Origin of the sequence: Paraburkholderia sp. BR14312 (assembly GCF_040948675.1) — a bacterium.
In the GTDB taxonomy this organism is placed as follows: domain Bacteria; phylum Pseudomonadota; class Gammaproteobacteria; order Burkholderiales; family Burkholderiaceae; genus Paraburkholderia; species Paraburkholderia nodosa_A.
In genome coordinates this window covers 396,618-415,770 of record NZ_JBFPKI010000003.1, presented here as the reverse complement: position 1 = coordinate 415,770, position 19,153 = coordinate 396,618, and the positions used below count along the sequence as shown (strand labels likewise).

15 protein-coding genes are annotated in these 19,153 nt (G+C 60.9%); 12 read left to right on the top strand and 3 right to left on the bottom strand.

Features of this window, described 5'->3' with window-relative positions:
- Positions 1 to 75: 75 nt before the first annotated feature.
- Positions 76 to 768 carry a pyridoxamine 5'-phosphate oxidase family protein gene (locus tag AB3X98_RS11130; RefSeq protein WP_368603926.1) on the top strand — a complete coding sequence of 231 codons (693 nt, stop codon included), beginning with the start codon at positions 76 to 78 and terminating at the stop codon, positions 766 to 768.
- Positions 769 to 803: 35 nt separating this feature from the next.
- Here AB3X98_RS11130 and AB3X98_RS11125 read toward each other — a convergent pair whose 3' ends face one another.
- The 3 genes from AB3X98_RS11125 to AB3X98_RS11115 form a co-directional block, all read right to left on the bottom strand.
- The gene (locus AB3X98_RS11125) at positions 804 to 938 is read right to left on the bottom strand and encodes an entericidin A/B family lipoprotein (RefSeq protein ID WP_069267714.1); all 135 of its coding nucleotides are present in this window, start codon (positions 936 to 938) and stop codon (positions 804 to 806) included.
- Positions 939 to 1,097: 159 nt separating this feature from the next.
- Positions 1,098 to 2,201, bottom strand: a complete 1,104-nt coding sequence (locus AB3X98_RS11120; RefSeq protein ID WP_069267713.1) for a glycosyltransferase — start codon at positions 2,199 to 2,201, stop codon at positions 1,098 to 1,100.
- A gap of 90 nt (positions 2,202 to 2,291) precedes the next feature.
- Complete coding sequence (locus AB3X98_RS11115) at positions 2,292 to 3,497, bottom strand: calcium-binding protein (protein WP_368603925.1); 1,206 nt, start codon at positions 3,495 to 3,497, stop codon at positions 2,292 to 2,294.
- Positions 3,498 to 4,252: 755 nt separating this feature from the next.
- On the opposite strand from AB3X98_RS11115, the gene AB3X98_RS11110 reads away from it, so the two are divergent.
- The 11 genes from AB3X98_RS11110 (at position 4,253) to AB3X98_RS11060 (ending at position 19,137) form a co-directional block, all read left to right on the top strand.
- On the top strand, positions 4,253 to 5,359 hold the full coding sequence (locus tag AB3X98_RS11110) for a sugar transferase (protein WP_368603924.1): 1,107 nt from the start codon (positions 4,253 to 4,255) through the stop codon (positions 5,357 to 5,359).
- Positions 5,360 to 5,636: 277 nt separating this feature from the next.
- Positions 5,637 to 6,731 (top strand): polysaccharide biosynthesis/export family protein, encoded by a 1,095-nt coding sequence (locus AB3X98_RS11105; RefSeq protein ID WP_342947752.1) that lies wholly within the window; start codon positions 5,637 to 5,639, stop codon positions 6,729 to 6,731.
- Positions 6,732 to 6,843: 112 nt separating this feature from the next.
- Positions 6,844 to 9,042, top strand: a complete 2,199-nt coding sequence (locus AB3X98_RS11100; RefSeq protein WP_368610245.1) for a GNVR domain-containing protein — start codon at positions 6,844 to 6,846, stop codon at positions 9,040 to 9,042.
- 390 nt (positions 9,043 to 9,432) lie between these two features.
- Positions 9,433 to 10,536 (top strand): glycosyltransferase family 4 protein, encoded by a 1,104-nt coding sequence (locus AB3X98_RS11095; protein ID WP_368603976.1) that lies wholly within the window; start codon positions 9,433 to 9,435, stop codon positions 10,534 to 10,536.
- Entirely contained in the window at positions 10,524 to 11,741 is a 1,218-nt protein-coding gene (locus AB3X98_RS11090; protein WP_368603975.1) for a glycosyltransferase family 4 protein, read from the top strand. The genes AB3X98_RS11095 and AB3X98_RS11090 overlap by 13 nt, the downstream gene beginning before the upstream one ends.
- Before the next feature lie 63 nt (positions 11,742 to 11,804).
- On the top strand, positions 11,805 to 13,205 hold the full coding sequence (locus AB3X98_RS11085) for a hypothetical protein (RefSeq protein ID WP_368603922.1): 1,401 nt from the start codon (positions 11,805 to 11,807) through the stop codon (positions 13,203 to 13,205).
- Positions 13,198 to 14,496 carry an oligosaccharide flippase family protein gene (locus AB3X98_RS11080; protein ID WP_368603921.1) on the top strand — a complete coding sequence of 433 codons (1,299 nt, stop codon included), beginning with the start codon at positions 13,198 to 13,200 and terminating at the stop codon, positions 14,494 to 14,496. The genes AB3X98_RS11085 and AB3X98_RS11080 overlap by 8 nt, the downstream gene beginning before the upstream one ends.
- Before the next feature lie 172 nt (positions 14,497 to 14,668).
- Positions 14,669 to 15,577 carry a glycosyltransferase family 2 protein gene (locus AB3X98_RS11075; RefSeq protein WP_368603920.1) on the top strand — a complete coding sequence of 303 codons (909 nt, stop codon included), beginning with the start codon at positions 14,669 to 14,671 and terminating at the stop codon, positions 15,575 to 15,577.
- Between the two features lie 7 nt (positions 15,578 to 15,584).
- Positions 15,585 to 16,679, top strand: a complete 1,095-nt coding sequence (locus AB3X98_RS11070; protein ID WP_368603919.1) for an acyltransferase family protein — start codon at positions 15,585 to 15,587, stop codon at positions 16,677 to 16,679.
- Between the two features lie 239 nt (positions 16,680 to 16,918).
- The gene (locus tag AB3X98_RS11065) at positions 16,919 to 18,025 is read left to right on the top strand and encodes a glycosyltransferase family 4 protein (protein WP_368603918.1); all 1,107 of its coding nucleotides are present in this window, start codon (positions 16,919 to 16,921) and stop codon (positions 18,023 to 18,025) included.
- A gap of 35 nt (positions 18,026 to 18,060) precedes the next feature.
- Entirely contained in the window at positions 18,061 to 19,137 is a 1,077-nt protein-coding gene (locus AB3X98_RS11060) for a glycosyltransferase (RefSeq protein WP_368603917.1), read from the top strand.
- Positions 19,138 to 19,153 lie beyond the last annotated feature (16 nt).

The following is a 19,153-nucleotide window of genomic DNA, read 5'->3' as shown; positions in this document are numbered from 1 at the left end:
GCTGGCGGTGGATTATCTTTTTCTGTGCAAGCGCCTAGCCTTTAGACTCCGCAGCGCGCTGCACAGGAGTCCGCCATGAGCCCGAACGACTCGACCGCCTCGACCGCCGATCGCATCCTCCGTTATCCGAGCGACATCGCCTTCACGCCGACGGTCAAGGCGATGCAGGAGCGCCTGGGTTCGCGCGAGCTCTATGCGAGCGTGGAGCGCGATCACGCCTGGGGCGTGGCGCTCACGCCCAAAATCCAGGAATTCATCGCCGCGCAAACGAGCGTATTCCTCGGCACCGCGAATACCGAAGGGCAGCCGTACATCCAGCATCGCGGCGGCCCGGCGGGCTTTCTGCATGTGGTGGACGAGCACACCATTGCCTTCGCGGATTTCATCGGCAACCAGCAATACATCACGCTCGGCAACCTCACCGATAACCCGAAGGCGCATTTGTTCGTCATCGACTATGCGCGGCGGCGGCGCGTGAAGATTTGGGGCCGCGCGCGCGTCGTCGAAGACCCGGCGCTGGTCGAGGAATTGATGCCTGCGGGCTACAAGGCGCGCGCCGAGCGGGTGATCGTCTTCACGGTGCACGCGTGGGACATGAACTGCCCGCAGCACATTCCGCAGCGCTTTGAGGCCGCGGACGTGAAGGCCGCGTTAGACGAGCGCGACGCGCGCGTACGCGAACTGGAGGAGGCCGCCGCGCAACGCGAGGCCCGCGTACGGGAACTGGAAGCGGAAATCGCGCGCCTGCGCGAGGGCGCCGCGGTGTGAGCGGGTGCTCGCACCGCGATTCGCGCACAGACTGCTTACTTGGCCTTTTCCGCCGAATTGGTGATGGCCTGACCGCCCTTCGAAAGGTCCTCACCCGCGCCTGCGATGGTGTTGCAGGCGGCGAGTGTCACAGCGAAAAGTGCAAGCGCAAACGCGAGATAACGGGTCATCCTGGCTCTCCCTGAATCGAATAGGCGGCAAATAAGCGTCGAATGGAAGCGGCGGCGGGCATGGGGAATGCGCGGCGTCCTTCCTTTCAATTCTACGCGCGAAGCGGGGACACATGCGCCGAGGCTGCGCGCCGGCGCATGCGTGACATCGAGCCGTTTTCAGCGCTTGCGCGTCCTGCGCACGACGAGCCACTTGGGCGATCGAAAGCGCACGATGCTCACATAGAGCCAGACATAGGTGAGCGCGAACAGTACGACGAAGCAGAACAGATGGAGCGTGTGGCGCCAGAACAGCGTGGCCGGAATCACGGCGATCAGGCAGAGCAGCCACAGGTAGGGCGAAGTGAGCGAATTGCGCCGCGTGAGTTCTCGCGCATTGCGCGCGCCCACGACCCAGCGCATGAGACGCTTGTACACGAGCATGTGCAGGTGCACGCCGTCGGGGATGCCGGGCGACATGCCGCGCACGAACTTCTTCCGGTAGATCGAAAAGCAGGTCTCGAAGATCGGATACATGAAGAGCAGCACCGGGTACCACGCCGACACGTCGCGGTTGCGCATCACGAGCAGGATCGACAGTTCGGCGAGCATGAAGCCGATGAAATACGCGCCGCCGTCGCCGAGGAAGATCAGGCCAGCGGGGAAATTCCACATGAAAAAGCCCAGCACCGCGCCCATCATGATGAACGACGCGGAGAGCACCACGGGGTCGTGCACCTGGAAGGCCACGTAGGCGAGCGAGGCGAACATCATGAACGCGACCATCGAGGCGAGGCCGTTGAAGCCGTCGATGATGTTGATCGCGTTGGCGAGCGCGGCGACCGCGAGCACGGTGATGACGAAGGAAATCGCCGCGTAGGAAAGCAGAAAGTCGAGCGGCGGCACGCTGATACGCGTGACCGCGATGCCGAGGAACCAGAACGCGAGCGCGGCGGCGGCCATCGTGCACAGGAGGCGCGCAAGCGGCGAGACGCGCTTGGTCAGGTCTTCGATGAGCCCCGAACCGAACGCCGGCAACCCGCACGCGACGATGCCGAGTATGCCGCCGGAGACGGCCGGATACGCCCCGTGCAACTGCGCGGCCGCCACGATCAGCCCCGCGAGGATGCCCGTTCCGCCGATGCGCGGCACGGGACGCACGTGGAATTTCTGCACGCCGACGAGATCGGAATCGACGGAAAACCTTTCATGCAGATGCGCGTAACGCACGATCAGCAGCGTGACCAGCAAGGAAACGAGAAAGCCGAGGGCAAAACTGAGCATGAAAGGAAACCGCGACCGGAAGAAGGAATGCGCGATTATACAAAGGCGGACAGGCTGCCCGCCCCGAACCTCTTGCGGCCGGCGCCGCGCTCAGGTTCCCGGCTCGTTCGCGGGTGTGACTTCGAGCAGGATGACGTGGTCGGGTACTTCCACGGTGAGTTGGCGCACGTCGCGATGGATTTTGCGCGGCTCCGCTGAAGCGAGCGGATCGTAAAGCTCGACGCGTTTTGCTGTTTCGCCAAAGTCGAGATCGACGCGCGCGGGCGGGCTGGTGAGCGGCTTTCCTGTCGCACGGTCCCAGATGAGCGTTTCGTTCCAGAGCACCAGCACGAAGCGGCCATCCTTTTTCTGCAGCAGCAGACTATTCGCCGATTGCGGCATATCCGAAAGCGTATAGGCGAGCGTGTTGCTCGCCGCTGCGCTTGCGCGCCGTGTGATGTTCGCGTTCAGGATCGACGTGAGATTGCGAATGGCGTAGGCCACCGGCTTGGGACTGTTGTCGTTGCGAAAGAGCCCGTAGTGCATTTCGTCGTTCTTGTGCGCCGGATCGGGCTTTTGGTCGAGCAGTTCATAAACATAGAGCCGCTTCACGCCCGCCGACGCCGCATCCATATAACCGTTGAGAATGCCCTTGGCCTGCGTGTCCTCGTCGACGCCGAGCATGTACCAACCCGCCTGCGGCAATGAAAAGTAGCCGAACTCGGTGATGACGAGCGGCAACTGAAATCTCTGGCCCAGGTGAATCGCCGCAAGCATCCACTTGTCGCCGTTCGCGTTCCAGAGGGGCTGCTCGCCGTTTTGCGGGTAGACATGCTGATTCGCAAAGTCGGCCGAAGCTGCACGCGTCTCGACTGACTTGGGGTCGAAGCCGGTCGCGTCGTATACGGGCACTGCTTTGAGCTCCGGCATGCCGTGTACGCGTGCGTAGAGGTCGCGCTGCACAGCGAGCCCGGCTGCAGCGCCGGTCAGCCCCTGGTAAGCGACTGGAAAGTTGTTGAGTTCGTTGGGGCCTTCGATGGCCGCAACGCTGCCGGGCACCTCGGTATTCAACTGCGCGACCTGCCCGATGTGTTTCTCGAAGTCCGCGCCCATCAGGAAGTTGAATTTCACCCCGCGCTGCGCGAGATAGACATAGCTGGAGAACGGGATGGAAGAGCCGGGCGGGTAGTCGCGGACGTGGTGAATACCGAGCCACGCCATATCGTCGGCGACGTTGTGCACGTTGACGTACGCGCCGTCGGTATAGCTGACGTGGGTGTCGACAGCGAGCGTCTGGAGGAATTCGTCGGCTGGCATGGCGTGCACAGCGTCGCCCGCGTGCACCGCCGATACACATGCGAGTGCGCAGATACCTGCCGCGAAGCTTTCAATGGTACGTATGCCGAATGGCCAGGTCCGTTTCGCGTGTCTCGCGTCTCGCGAACGGGCGGTATCGGTGGGCAGACGATGGGTGTTTCCTGCGGAATGCATCACGGCGTATTCCTCGCGTGGAGCGGTTGCCGGCTACCGATTACGCGCGCTTGCTCGCTCCACGCCGGCATTTTCAATTGGCTTACCCCCGTTGGAGGCGCAGCCAGAAAGCATTTTGCCGCGTCATTGGCCACATCATGTGTGCGACGGCGAACGGATAGGCACTCCACAGGAGACTAGATTCCGTCTATCACAGATGTCGCGATCAAATCATGAAAATAGAGTCGATTGTCGCGATCTCCAGGGTAAACATTAAGGAATCCTTTCTATCAATCAGGCGAACCGGGTCCGAGAGCCGTTGCGTTATGTGCGGTTGCGCACATAACGCAACGCTCGCATTGTGACTTGCAGAGCGCCCCCAGCGTGGTTCGCATCATAAGGCAGCGGCGATCGGAAACTGTTGGTGGGATTGCGCACGGTTCCTGCGTCGCTCGCGCCGTAATGTGTTGTCGTGGGTTATCGGGGCAGGCGGCACGTGACGTAGGGATCGCCTGAGACGGGGATTTCCGTGCGTTCGCCGATGGCGGACGACTGCCAGCCCATGAATGTCTGACGAACACGACACGCACTGGGGTAGGGAAATGTCAGAGTTAACGCAACGGTCAGAGTTTGCGCAACGTACGGTCGACATCGTGCTGCAGCGTACGGTCGATGTCGTGCTGATCGTGCTGGGCGCCATTTGCGCCGTACACCTGAATCTGAATTCCGGACAGGTGGCCGAGGTGCATCACCCCGATCCCACGCTGGTGGCATTTTGCGCGGCACTCGCGCTCTCGGTCTTTCCCGCTTGCGGGACCTATGGCACGCGCGGCAGCCGGTCGCTCTTCAGCGTCGCGGGCCGCACGGCGTTCGCCTGGCTCGCGGTGCAGCTTTGCGGACTCGTGCTGCTTTATGCGATTCATCACGATCATCTGCTGGCGTTGCCGTGGTTCATGTACTGGACACTGACGACGGGTATTTCGCTGTTGCTGTCGCACACGCTGTTCTTTTCGGAATTCAGCGTGCTGCGAGTGACCCGTGAATGGTGGCGCGGGGAAGCTTACGAAATCGGTTCGCGCGACAAGGTTCGCAGCGCTGTCATCGGGCACGCCTTGAAACGCGTCTTTGACATTGTGGCGGCAGTGAGCGCGATCGTGCTGCTCTCGCCGCTGCTCGCCGTGCTCGCGCTGCTGGTCAAGCGCGATGGCGGTCCGGCGCTGTACGGCCATACGCGCGTAGGCCGCCATGGCAAGAAATTCCGCTGTCTCAAGTTCCGGTCGATGGTGGTGAACTCTGAGCAGGTGCTCAAGGATCTGCTCGAGCGTGATCCCGAAGCCCGCGCGGAATGGGAGCGTGAATTCAAGCTCAAGAACGACGTGCGCGTAACGCGGATCGGCCACTTTCTGCGCCGCTCGAGCCTCGATGAACTGCCGCAGCTCTGGAACGTCCTGCGCGGCCAGATGAGTTTTGTCGGCCCGCGCCCGATCATCGACCAGGAGCTGGAGCGCTATGGCGAGGCGAGAAAGTACTACCTGATGGCCACGCCGGGTATCACGGGTCTGTGGCAGGTGAGCGGACGCAACGATATCGACTACGCGACGCGCGTTCTGCTCGACGTTTCCTATGTGGAGAACTGGACCTTCCGGAAGGACATCGGGATTCTGTTCAAGACGTTTTTTGTCGTGATTCGCGGAACTGGCGCGTATTGAGCTGCGAGCGAGCCGAAAAAGAGGGTGAAAGCGGGCTGCAAACGTGTTAGCACGAGACGCGATTGACATATCAGGTATCCGGTTCACACGGCATGACCCGGGACGCATGTAACGGATTGGGGGTGTTGCGATGGGACTGAATGCGATGAACTGGATCGGGAGTGCGCACGCGCGTGTCGGGCGGGATTTTGGACTCGCGGGCGCGCTGCGCCGCGGGGCTGCGTGTGCCGTTTGCCTGGCGCTCACGGCGCTGAGCGGCTGTGCTCTGGCGCCGGGCATGACCTACACTTCCGGAGCGGCGGGCTCCACGGCGAACCCGGGTGCCGTTGCGGCATCTGGCGCAGCGGTGCCTGATAGCGTGGCGGCCAAGGGAATCGCTGGTGCACCGACCGGTACGCTCGTCGAGATCACGAGGGACCTCGTCGACAAGGAGGCCGCGGCGCGGCCCAAGGGCATTCCGGCAGACGTGCAGCAGATGTTCGCCAAAGCCACGCCGTATGAAATCGGCCCCGGCGATATTCTCACCATCGTCGTCTGGGATCACCCCGAACTCAACCTGCCCGCGGGCGGCGGCGGCGGCGACGGTCCTTCGGGCGCCAGTTCGGTTGCGTCCGGCTACACCGTCGATAACAACGGCTTTATTCAGTATGCCTATATTGGCCCGTTGAAAGTCGCGGGTCTTTCGGAAATGGGTGTGCGCGACATCCTCGCGGAGAAGCTCGCGAAATACGTGCGCCAGCCGCAGATCACCGTGCGCATCGAAACCTATCGCAGCAAGCGCGTGTATCTCGACGGCGAGGTCAAGACGCCGGGCGTGCAGGTGCTCAACGACCGGCCGATGACGTTGCCCGAGGCGATCAACCGGGCCGGCGGCTTCACGAGCAATGCCGACCGCTCGCATGTGTCAGTGACGCGTGGAGACACCACAGTGGATATCGATATGCCGGCGATGATCCGCAAGGGGTTCAATCCCGATCGGATCGTTCTACACGATGGTGACCTCGTGCGAATCTTCGCGCAGACGGACAGCAAGGTTTTCGTGGTCGGCGAGGTCGAGCGTCCTGGCGGCGTGATGTTCAATAACGGACGCATGTCGCTGAACGAGGCACTTGGCAATGCGGGAGGGATCAACCAGTCGTCGGGCGACGCCTCGCAGGTGTATGTCGTGCGTGGACGCGATACCAGCCAGCCGACCGTGTTCCATCTCGACGCGAGCAGCGCTTCTGCAATGGCAACGGCCGATTCGTTCGAGCTCAAGCCCAACGATGTCGTATTCGTCGATACCTCTACTCTCGTGAAGTGGAGCCGTGTCATCAGCCTGATTTTGCCGACGACCCAGGCCGCTGCGACGAGCCGAGCGATTGGATACTGATGTACACATGAACAATACAAACCACACGAACCGCGTCAGCCGACCTGTTCGCTTTCGGGGGCACAAAATGAATAACCGCGACTATCTGCTTGAAGGGCCTGCGGAGACGATCATGCCGATCGCCCCCGACGGCGGACATATGGGCAATATGCTGGATACACTTTACGCGGGCCGCAAGACGATCCTGATCGTTACGCTGATCTTTACGCTTTTCGGCACCCTCTATGCGGTACTGGCATCCCCTGTCTATCAATCGGACATGCTCATTCAGGTGGAGGAGAGCCCGAACGGGGCAAAATCGGCGCTGGCCGATCTTTCCTCCCAGTTCGCGGTCAAGACCCAGGCATCGGCGGAAATGGAGGTATTGCGTTCGCGGATGGTCGTGTCGTCCGCCGTGGATGCGACCAAGCTCTATATCAAGGCGACCCCACGCTATTTCCCCGTCGTGGGCCGCTGGGCTGCGCGACATCTGAGCCTCGGCAACTGGTCGGGATGGGGCGGTTACGCCTGGGGCGACGAGGCGATCGAGGTCACGCAATTCGACGTGCCGACGCGCCTCCAAGGCAGACCGTTTGTCTTGACCTACCGGGGCGAGGGAGCCTACACGCTCGAGGGGGGCGGCATCACGCTCGAAGGGAAAGTGGGAGAAGCGCTGCACGCGCCGACGGTGGGTGGCGCCATCGACCTCGTCGTCGGCAGGATCGACGGGCAGCCGGGCACGGTCTTCAACGTGATGCGCCTGTCCGAACTGAGCGCGATCCAGGGGTTGCAGACGGCAATCGCCATTACGGAAAAGGGCAAGGAATCCGATGTCATCGGCGTTGCGCTGGATGGCGAAGACCCGGTACTCACCAGCAACATTCTCAACGCGGTCGGCAACGAATACATCCGGCAGAACGCTCAGCGCACGCAGGAAGAAGCGCAAAAGCAGATTGCCTTCCTCGACCGTCAGTTGCCTCTGCTCAAGGCCCAGCTGGAGAAAGCCGAGGACGAGTTCAACGCATTCCGCTCGGCGCACGGCGCCGTCAATCTGGATGCCGAAGCTTCGGCACTGTTGCAGAGTTCGGCGCTGGCGCAGCAGCGTATCGCCGATCTACAGCAGCAACGCGCGCAGGCGATGGCCCGTTTCACCGACGACAACCCGGCTCTCGTCGCCATCAATGGGCAACTGGCCGAAGCGCAGAAGTCGCTGGAACACCTGGCCGGCCAGACTCGCGCCCTGCCGCCGGTGGAGCAAGAGGTCGTGCGCCTGCAGCGGGAAGTGACCGTCGATACGAACATCTACACGAATCTCTTGAACAACCGCGAGCAGCTGCGTCTGATCAAGGCAGGCCGCGTGTCGAATGTCCGCATGATCGACGCCGCGGTGCCGCCTGAAGGACCGATTCGGCCGAAGCGCGCCATTATCGTGGTCGCGGCCGTGTTCACCGGCTTGTTTGCCGGCGCCGCGCTCGTGCTGCTGCGTCAGAGGCTCAACCGCGGCGTCTCCGTCGTGGACGAGATCGAAGCGGGCACCGGGCTGGCAGTCTTCGCGGCCGTACCGCGCAGCCGCATTCAGCATTCGCTTGCGCGCCGTTTGCCGTACGGCGCGCCGGGTGCGAACACGGTGCTCGCGCATACGGCCGTTTTCGACCCGGCGGTCGAGAGCCTGCGCAGCTTCCGCACCGCGCTCGAGCATTCGCTGGAGGACGCGGATAATCGTGTCGTGCTGCTGGCAGGGCCGACACCGATGGTCGGCAAGTCGTTCGTCTCGGTCAATCTGGCCGCCGTATTCGGTGCGTCGGGCAAGCGTGTGCTCCTGATCGACGCGGATCTGCGGCGCGGCTCGCTGAACCAGCATATGGCGGTGCCGAGCATGCCGGGCGTCACCAACATCTTCGAACCCTGCCAGAGCTACGACCACGTGGTGAATCGCGACGTGATGCCGGGCGTCGACTTCGTTGCGACCGGGGGTTATGTCACCAATGCCAGCGAGCTGCTGCAAAAAGATGCTTTCCGGAACTTCGTGGCGTGGGCCAATTCGACGTACGAACTCGTGCTGATCGACGCGCCGCCGATTTTGCCGGTGGCCGACGCCGGGATCATCGGAAGACTGGCGGGCACCGTGTTCGTGATCGCGCGCCAGGGCGCGACGAGCGTGAGCGATCTGCGCGAGTCCGTGCGTCGCTTCGAACAGGTTGGCGTGCCGATTCGCGGCGTGATCTTCAATGACATGACATCGCGTCCGGGGCGCTATGGCAACGAATATGCCGCGTACGGCTATTCGAGCTACGGCTTTGCCAAGGATACGGGGAGCGCCAAGGCGGAGTAGCGCACTGCGAGGTGTGCAAAATCGCCCGATCTTTTCGTCGATGACTGCGCCGCGGTCCATCGAATTGCCAGTCAAGCGGCGCCTGATGGGCTGGAGCGAATTCGCCCTGCTTCAGCCCGCTTCACCGGCGGCAGTGTGATTGTCTGCCCGCACGAGGCGCGAACTCATCACGCGCTTCAGTCGTCCGTGATTTGACCGTATCCGTCAATCGCAGTAGCGGCGACTTTCCATCGTAATTCGCCACTGACTCTCCGGGACCGGCTTCGGATGCGTGAGTTGGCGTGACATGAGCGACGGCGAACATTCGCCGGTGCGAAGACCGGCCACACTTCAAGACATACGAATTGCATGGCGCGGCCCGTTGAATCCGGCCGTGCCTTCTACCTTGGGATGAATCACGTGCTTGCCCCCAATCTGATGATTAACGGCCGCTTCCTGGGTCGCCGCGCGACGGGTGTCGATCGCTTCGCGTTCGAGACGATCCGCGCACTCGACCAGCTGATCGAGCTGCGCGATCCACGCGTCGCCGGATTGCGGACCGAGATCATCGTTCCCGAAGCGCTGGCCGCCATGCCGAATCCGTTCCGGCACGTCGCGTTGCGCGCGAGCGGAAAGGGCGGTGGCCTGCGTTGGGAACAACTCGCGCTGCCGCAAGCCGCACGCGGCCGGTTGCTGCTCAATCTCTGCAACTCCGGGCCCCTGTGGTATCGCCGTCAAATCACGGTGCTGCACGACGCGGCGCCCGCGCGCGTGCCGGACAGCTACAGCCGGTCCTTTGTTGCCTGGTATCGCCTGATGGCGCCGCGTCTTGGCCGCATATCGCGGCGTGTCATTACCGTGTCGGAATTCTCGCGGCGTGAACTGAGCGACGCTTACCGGATTCCGGTAGACAAGATCGGCGTTGTTTCGGAGAGCGGCGAGCACATGTTGCGTGTGCAACAGGATGCGGCTCCAACGTCAGTCACGCGCGACGAGCGTCCATTCGTGCTTGCGGTGGGAAGCCTCAATCGTCACAAGAATTTTCAGCTCGTGGCCGAGGCGGCGCGCCTCATTCGTGACGCGCAGTTCGACATCATCGTGGTAGGCGGGGGCGACGCACGAGTCTACGGTACGGGCCAGGATGCGTTGCCTGCGTTCGTGAAGCATCTCGGCTATGTAAGCGATAGCGAACTCGCGGCGCTCTATCGGCGCGCGGCGTGCTTCGTGTATCCGTCACGCTACGAGGGCTTCGGGTTGCCGCCGGTCGAGGCGCTGGCGCTTGGCTGCCCGGTCATCGCTTCGCGGCTGCCGGCTGTCCAGGAAGCATGCAGCGACGCCGTGCTCTACACCTCGCCGGACGATCCTGCGGAACTGGCGAGCTTGCTCGAGCGAATCACGCGCGATGCCGCGTTACGCGAGAATCTGCGCGAACGGGGCCGCGCACGGACTGCGGAGCTCACCTGGCGAGCGACTGCGACCAGGTTGATCGAGGAGATCTCGCCGTGGCTAATGTGACGCTTGCATCCAATCTTGCGAAGGACACTCGCCGTTTCGGCCGCGTCGCGCTCGTGCATGAGTGGCTTGTCACTTATGCGGGGTCGGAGAAGGTCGTGGAGCAGATTCTTCAGCTCTTTCCACAGGCCGATCTATACAGCGTTGTCGACTTCTTCCCGGAGTCGCAGCGGGGCGTGCTGGGCGGCAGGCATGCAACGACTTCGTTCATTCAGCATCTGCCGCGGGCGCGCAAATCGTTTCGCACTTACCTCCCGCTCATGCCGCTGGCGATCGAGCAGTTCGATCTCTCGTCCTACGATCTCGTGATCTCGTCTAGCCATGCTGTGGCCAAGGGCATTTTGACCGGTCCGAACCAGGTGCATGTCAGCTATGTGCACTCGCCGATCCGGTATGCGTGGGATCTGCAGCATCAATATCTGTGCGAAGCCGGGCTGCAGCGCGGTATGAAAAGCTGGATCGTGCGCGCGTTGCTTCACTACATGCGGATCTGGGACCAGCGTACGGCGCATGGCGTGGATGCGTTCGTCGCCAATTCTGCATTCGTGGGGCGACGCATTCGCAAAGCGTACGGCAGCGAGGCCACGGTGGTCTACCCGCCGGTCGATGTGGAGCGGTTCGAATTGGGTGACCAGCACGAAGACTTCTATTTGATTGCCTCGCGCATGGTGCCATACAAACGCATACCGCTCATCGTCGAGGCATTCGCCACGATGCCATCGCGGCGTCTCGTGGTGATCGGTGATGGCGCCGACTTTGCGCGTGTGAAGGCGTGTGCCACGCCCAATGTGACGTTGCTCGGCTATCAGCCCGATGAGGCTCTGGTCGACTACATGCAGCGTGCGCGGGCGTTCGTCGTCGCCGCGGAGGAAGACTTCGGCATTTCAGTTGTCGAAGCACAGGCCTGCGGCACGCCGGTCATCGCTTTGGGTCGTGGAGGCTCGCGGGAGATCGTGGTGGATTCGCCGGACCCCGAACGCGGCACGGGGCTCTTCTTCAGCGAGCAAAGCGTGGAATCAATCGTCGATGCGGTGGAGCGCTTTGAGCGGCAGCCGCCGCTCAAAGCGGAAGTTTGCCGTCGTAATGCGATGCGCTTTACGGAAGAGCGGTTCAAGCAGGAGTTTCTCAGTGTAGTGGAACGCGCGATGGATGCCGACAAAGTGCTCGCCGACACGCCACCTGTGGTGCGGCGCTGGCATTCAGCCTGAGTTGACACAATAACGAGATCGTTCACGCACGAATGCTGCGTGAACGCATAGGGGTTTCGGCAAGTGGAACTGACGATATTCGGAGTCATCGTGTTCGTCGCCGGACTGGCGGCGCTCTACGTGTCGTATCGCGGCGCGATTTACGGCATGGCGGCGTTTTCCCTGTTTGGATGTACGCTCGCGCTCGGCCTGGGCGGCATCGGCATTTTGCCGGCGCAAGTCTTTCTCGCGTTCTTCGCACTCAGGGCGTTCAATCTCGTGGGCGGGAAGGGGCTCGCTGACGCGGTCTCGCAGGGCAAGCCCGGCTTCTGGCTGTTCTGCACCTGCCTCTGGGGCGTTACGGGTGCCCTCATGCTGCCACGCTTGCTGAGCGGCGCGACACTCGTGTTCCCTGTCGACCGCAGCAGCCAGTTCATCGTATTGCAGCCGCTTGGCCCTGTCTCCGGCAATCTGTCTCAGACGATCTATTGCATCGCCGACGTCATAGTGTATTGCTCCATGTTCGCGTTTCTGCAATATCGCGGTGTATACCGGACGCTCGCCAACGCCATCTTCCTGCTCGCCTCGCTTGACGTGCTTGCCGGCGTGATCGATATCGTTGCGCACGCGGCGGGCCTCGACGTTCTCTCCGCTATCAAGACGGCGCAGTTCGCCGATTTGACCGGCCAGGAAATGGCCGGGATGGTTCGCATCAGCGGTACGTTCAGTGAAACGTCTGGCTTTGCGGCTTTTACGCTGCCGATCTTTGTCTTTTGCCTGAATCTCTGGCTCGTCGGCTATCGCCCGAAACTGGCCGGTCCGCTTTCGATTGCAACAGGAAGCCTGCTGCTGCTGTCGACTTCGGGAACCGCCTATGTCGGTTTAGGCGCATATCAGCTGGTACTGTTCTTTAGCCGGCCCGCGGTGATCTCGCGTTTCGCCCCGGTACGCAAGCAACGGCTGTGTGTTATCTCGGCATGCGCGGGTCTGTTGGGCGTGCTCTACGTGATCGTCTTTTTGCCGGGGGTGGTGAAAGTGCTCAGTGATTTCGTCGATGCCGCGATCCTGAGCAAGGCAGGTAGTGACTCCGGTGTCGAGCGAATGGGCTGGAATTCTCAGGGCATCACCAACTTCTTCGATACGTACGGAATAGGCGTTGGACTGGGAAGCATTCGTGCGTCGAGCTTTCTGGTGGTGCTGGTGGCAAGCCTTGGCGTCGTGGGTGTGGTGTGTTACGGGACGTTCCTTGGCAAGACGCTGCTGACGCCGGTGCCTGGCCATTACCCGTTCGCGGAGCGGGCCATCGCCTATGCGGCGCGTCACGCCATGATCGCGACGTTGATCGTCGCCTCTGCTTCGCTTAGCGTCTTCGAACTCGGTACGTGTTTTTATTTATTTGCGGCCGCAGCGGGCGCACTCTCGCCGCGTGTGCCGCGACGTGTGCCCGCGCGCGGCGGATGGGTTGCCAGGGGGGCTCATGAATAAGGTTCACTCGTCGCTGTCAAAGCTTGAACTGCTGGCAGTATATTTTTCGTACGCAATACGCTACCTCTACCCGCTCGTTCTCATTCCTTATTACGGAAGAGTGCTGGGCTCGAGTGGTTACGGAGTGGTATTGGCCGGACTGTCGCTTTCCAGTGCACTCTGGCTGCTCGTCAACTTCGGATTTTCTACCATCGGCGGACGGGATATCGTCCACACCGAAGTCGCGAGCGAACGCGATACGATTTTTCGGGATCAATTCACGGCCCGGCTGCTATTGTCCGTTCCCGGTGCGATCGTCGGAGGCATCGCGGTTTGCAGGTCGGACATCATTGCCAATGTGCCGCTTGCGGGGTTTTTCGTCGTTGCCGGAGGGCTGCTGTCCGCCTTTAACATTGGCTGGTATTTCACCAGCACGGGACGCCCGCGCACGAATGTACTGATCGAAGTCATGGGGCTCCTGCTTTCGCTCGCACTGATCTTTACCTTCATTCGCAAACCGGCTGACGTCGACCGGGCGTTTCCTGTGATTTTTACCTCCAGCATGATCCAGACGCTGGTGGCATATTGGCTTGTTCGAAAAGAATACACGGGCTTCATTGCACCCATGCGGGCCGCCGTGGGTCTGATCAAGCGGTCGGCCACGATCTTCATCTACAGCGGAACAGCGGTCCTGGTGCTGGATGCCTCCACCTACATTCTGTCGCTGCTGGCCGCGGCCCCCGAAGTGAGTGCCTTTGGTCTCTCCGAGCGCCTGGTGGGTGCCGCGTTGAGCATCATGGCGCCCGCCGCCCAGATTCTGGCGCCGAAGGTCATGTACTTGGTTACCCGTAACCCGGACCGAGCGAATCTGCTTGCCCGGCGAACTTTTGCCGTCTTCTTTGTCGGCGCGGTGGCGGGCGTGATCCTCACGAGACTGCTCTCTGAATGGCTCATACCGCTGGTATTTGGACCGGAGCTCCGCCATGCCGTCCCGGTTCTGAATATCATGATCTTCATTCTGCCGCTTACCGTTTGCACGCGGGTACTCGGTATCTATTTCCTGATTCCCCGAAAACTCGAAAGGCAGCTTGCCTGGAGCGGTGTGATCAGCGCGGTGGTGAACCTGATGGTGGCCATTCCCCTTGCCAGCCACTGGGGGGCCACAGGTATGGTCTACGCGCGAATCCTCGCGGAAGGATCATTGCTGGTCATGCTGATTTTCGGAATCTGGAAAGCCGGCTTGTTTCGCGAGATTCTCGGAATCAACGAAGGTTTCTCTTTGCCGGCGAGATTTGGAAGATGGCTCGAATGACGAACACCGCGAATCGCTTTGCGCGTGCGTTGTGGTGTACGCGTGAGATCTGCGGGTGCATGCGGCAGGCAGGAGTGCGATGCCTCGCGTGTCGATGCCGCGTCCCCCGCATTCCTGCAGGCAATGATCGATGAGGTCAATGATGGAATCGAGCTTCAGTTCACGAGTCACGATGGCCGAGCCGATGAGTCAGCCTTCACCTGACCAAGATCCGAGAATCTGCCTGATCTTCGCCACTCGTGGTCGCGCAGACATTCTCAAGGACGTCGTTGCCTTCGTCGACTTGCAAACGGTTAGACCCGATCTGATCATCGTCTCCTGCGTCTCGGACGAGGACGTTGGCAACCTGTCAGTCCAGCCTGGAATGATCGTGCTGAAGGGGCGGCCTGGACTGACGACGCAACGCAATCACGCGTTGAACCATGTGCCGGACGACGTCGACGTCGTGATTTTTCTGGACGATGACTTTCTGATGCACAGCGAGTGGATTGCGGAAGTCCTCAAGGCGCTGGATAGCGATCCATCCATTGCCTGCGTCACCGGAACCGTCATCGCCGATGGCATTCATGGGCCGGGTTATTCCTTCGAAGAAGGGCAGGCCATCGTTGCCAGCATCGGCGATCTTCCGGAACGGTTGATCGTCGCTCCGACCGGTGGCCCCTACGGGTGCAACATGGCATTCCGCGCCAGCAGCATTGCTGGTCTACGCTTTGACGAGCGCCTCGTTCTCTATGGTTGGCAGGAGGATCGTGATTTCGGAGGCCAGATCTGGAATCGGGGCTATCTCGTGGTGCGTATCAATACTGCGCTCGGCGTGCACATGGGAGTCAAACGCGGCAGGGTATCCGGATGCAAACTGGGTTATTCGCAGGTCATCAATCCGTTCTATCTGGTGAAAAAGAAAACGATGCCTCTGCGCCCGGCGGTCGACCATGTCATACGCAATATCGCGAGCAACATAGTGCGAAGCTTTGCACCGGAGCCGTGGATCGACCGGCGAGGACGTCTAATGGGGAATCTGATCGGATTGTGGGACTTCTTTCGTGGAAGGCTCACGCCTGAGCGACCCGAGAGTTTTTAGCAATCTGATGAACAAAGATTCTCATTTGGCGGTGCCCGATTGCCTGCGCGGCCTCGCAGCCATATCGGTCCTGCTCTTTCACTTTAATCACTGGCTGGGGATCCCATGGTTGGCCCCCAACGCCGGTATTGCTGTTGACTTCTTCTTTGGCCTGTCGGGTTACGTCCTGTGCGTGGCGTATCGTGGCCGCTTCGAAAGAGGGCTGAGCGGTGCGCTTTTCGCGCGTATCAGACTCATACGTCTGATGCCGATGATCGTGATCGGAACGCTGTTGAGTGCATCGTATCTGGCGGCGAGATATGTTCTGCTTCGCGATTCCGACATCTCTCCGGGCTGGCTCGCGGCCGCCACGCTCTTTGGCCTATCGTGCATTCCGGTCTTCGGTGCTCCGCATGCAATTGGAGGGCCGCAGGTGTTCCCGCTCAATGGCCCCGAATACACGCTGTTCCTCGAGCTGGTCGTCAATCTCTTCTGGATGCTCACACGCCGAGTCGACGGAATAAAGTTCGCGCTCACCATGGCGATCGGGGGCTACGCGCTTACCGCGGTATCCGGTATGGGAGGCGATACGCCGCAGACTTTCCTTTCTGGCTTTCCACGTGTATTCGGCGCTTACTATCTGGGCGTCCTGCTTTATCACGCTCATATGAAATTCGGGCTGCTCTCGTTGAAGATCTGGAGGTCGCTATTTGTTCCTGCGTGCGTCACAACGATGGTCATTATGGGGTGGAATGGCCAGATCCCATTTTTCGTACAGTGGCTGTGGGCTGCCGCTGTGATGCCGTTGCTGATCCTCGGCGGATCTTCGGTTACGCTCACCGGGCCCGTACGGACGGTCGCGCTCGTTCTTGGGGAACTGTCGTATCCCGTGTACGCGTTGCATTACCCCACGTTTGTCTGGCTCAACGGCGTCTATCAGGAGTTGATGCACAGAAAGGATCCGATTCTGGAGGCCGCCGTGTTCTTGCCCGCGATCCTGCTGACCAGTTATCTCATCATGCGTTTCATCGATACGCCCCTCCGTGCGTGGCTCGTGTCCCGATTTGGCCGATCGACGCCTAAACCGGTTCTCGACACCACGGCCGCCGATACACCCGTTTGAGCCGGTGCGCGGAGGCTGGCTATGCACGCGTTTGCGTGCGGTATCCAGCAGTGCTGCGCGGCGTGCGTCGATAGCATACCTGTCGAAGCAAGCGGCACTTTCCTGCGTCAGGGCGGGAATCGCGTAGCGCGAATCTTGCTCGAAACCTCTGGGCTAACGTTGCTGCCGCTTGAGTTGGCATCTGATCGATTGCCGGGCCATTGACTGAAGAGCATTGACGCTTGAACGTGGAGGGGTTTATGAAAACGATCGCGTCGAAGACGATAGCGTTCAATGGCAAGTTCTTCGGGGCAGCGCCGACGGGCGTGCACAAGGTTGCCGAGCAACTCGTCGCCGCGACCGATGCGCTGATTGCCGGGCAGGCTGGCAGCGGCGTCGATTGCACCCTCGTAGTCAGAGACCGCGTCAAGATTCCGCGTTACCGAAACATTTCGTGCGTTCGCGAGAGTCGCTGGGTTCGCAGGATTCATCGGATCGCGTGGGAGCAATGCTATCTTCCACTGGCTCGCAGAAGGGATTTCATTCTTAATCTATGCAATCTCGGGCCTTTGCTTCATCGGGATTCGGCGACGATGATCCACGACGCACAGGTGTATTCGGCCCCAGAATCCTATTCGCTTCCTTTCCGGCTTTGGTACAAATCGCTCTACTTTTTTATCGGTAAACGTCACAAGATCATCTTTACCGTATCCGAGTTCTCTAAAGCCGAGCTTGTGCGCTATGGCATTGCCAACGCCGACAAGATTGTCGTTGTACATAACGGCTGCGACCATGTTCTGCAGGTCCAGCCGGACGCGCGACAACTCGCGGCGTTGAGCCTGAAACCGCGGCGCTACGTGCTCGCGCTCGCGAACACCCAGAAGCACAAGAACGTCGGCATTTTGCTCAAGGCGTTCGCAAGCGCACAGCTGAGCGACGTCGAACTGGTACTGTTCGGCAATGCGACGCAGGCCGGCTTCGAAGGTCTCGGGCATGTCGTGCCTCCCAACGTGCGATTTACCGGCCGCATTAGCGATGCCGAGCTCGTAGGGCTGATGACCTACGCCGGCGCACTTGCCTTTCCCTCACTTACAGAAGGGTTTGGTCTGCCGCCGCTGGAGGCAATGGCGCTGGGTTGCCCGGTCATCGCCGCACCGTTTGGCGCGCTTCCGGAAGTTTGTGGCAAAGCGGTGCTTTATGCCGATCCGTTCGACGCGGACGCCTGGCGAATGAATATTTTGGCGGTACTCAACGATGAGTCCGTGCGGCAGTCACTGATATCCGCCGGACGCCGGCAGGCTGGTGGCTTCACCTGGAGACAGGCGGCGCGCAGCATGTTCGAGACCGTGAAGGCCGTGAGCGGCTGAATTCCTTATAGAAAAGCGATGTTGGGGGGCACGTAATGTCTATTGATGTCGACTTCTCATTGGCGCTCAATGATCGAACCGGCAAGCTCTTTTTGGGGAAGGACATCATTTCAACGCTCGGCGCCAGGGTGACGAGGGTCCACTACGGCCGATTTCACGAATTTCCCCATAGTGATCTGATGCGCCGGATTGCGGGCCGCTTGACCCAGAAGGAAACCATTGCGCGAGTGAACAGGTCGCGGCTGGTTTCACTTTTGCCGGTCATTCGCGATCCACGCCCTACGCTGCATCTCGATCCGCTGAGCGTCGTGCGCCATCGCCTGGAAGCACGCGACATCGTGCTCTGCCACGATGTGGGTCCGATCACCCATCCAGAATATTTCGCGCCGGGTGTCAACGAACTGTACGTTCGGGCTTATGACGAGATCCGGCGAACGAAGCCCCATATGGTTTTCGTCAGCAAGACGTCGCAGCGGGAATTTCACGCGCTGTACGGCAATGACTTTGCCTCGTCGAACGTCATCTATATTCCAACCCGTTTGGGAGTCAAGAAAGGAGAGGGTCGTCCGGTGGAAGGCGTTTCGCGTCGTTTTCTGCTGACGGTGGGCAGTATCGGCGATCGGAAGAACCAGGCCCGTTCTATCGAGGCGTTCTCGGCAAGCGGGCTTGTGGAGAAAGGGTGGCAGTATGTCCTTGTCGGAGGGCGCGAGTCTGGCGCCGACGTCGCGATTGAACTCGCCAGGCAATCACCGGGTGTGGTGATGCCAGGTTATACGAAAGACGAAGAGCTTCGCTGGCTTTATCGCAACGCATCCGGCTTCGTTCTGATGAGTCTGCTTGAAGGATTTGGAATGCCGGTGATCGAGGCGATAGAGCACGACCTGCCATGCCTCGTTTCCCGCGGGAGCATTTTGACGGAAGTTGGCGGCGGCGCGATGCTGTGCGCCGATCCGCTTGCTCGAGAATCCATCGCGTATGGTATGCGGTCGCTAGCCGAAATGCCGGACGAGGAGCGTGATCGGCGGATTTCGGAGGCGCGTGCGCATCTCGCGCTCTTTGCGCGCGAGCCGATACTCGCTAGCTGGCGAGCACTGGTTGAAAAGGTCGGGTGATTCGCTGGGTCGGGTC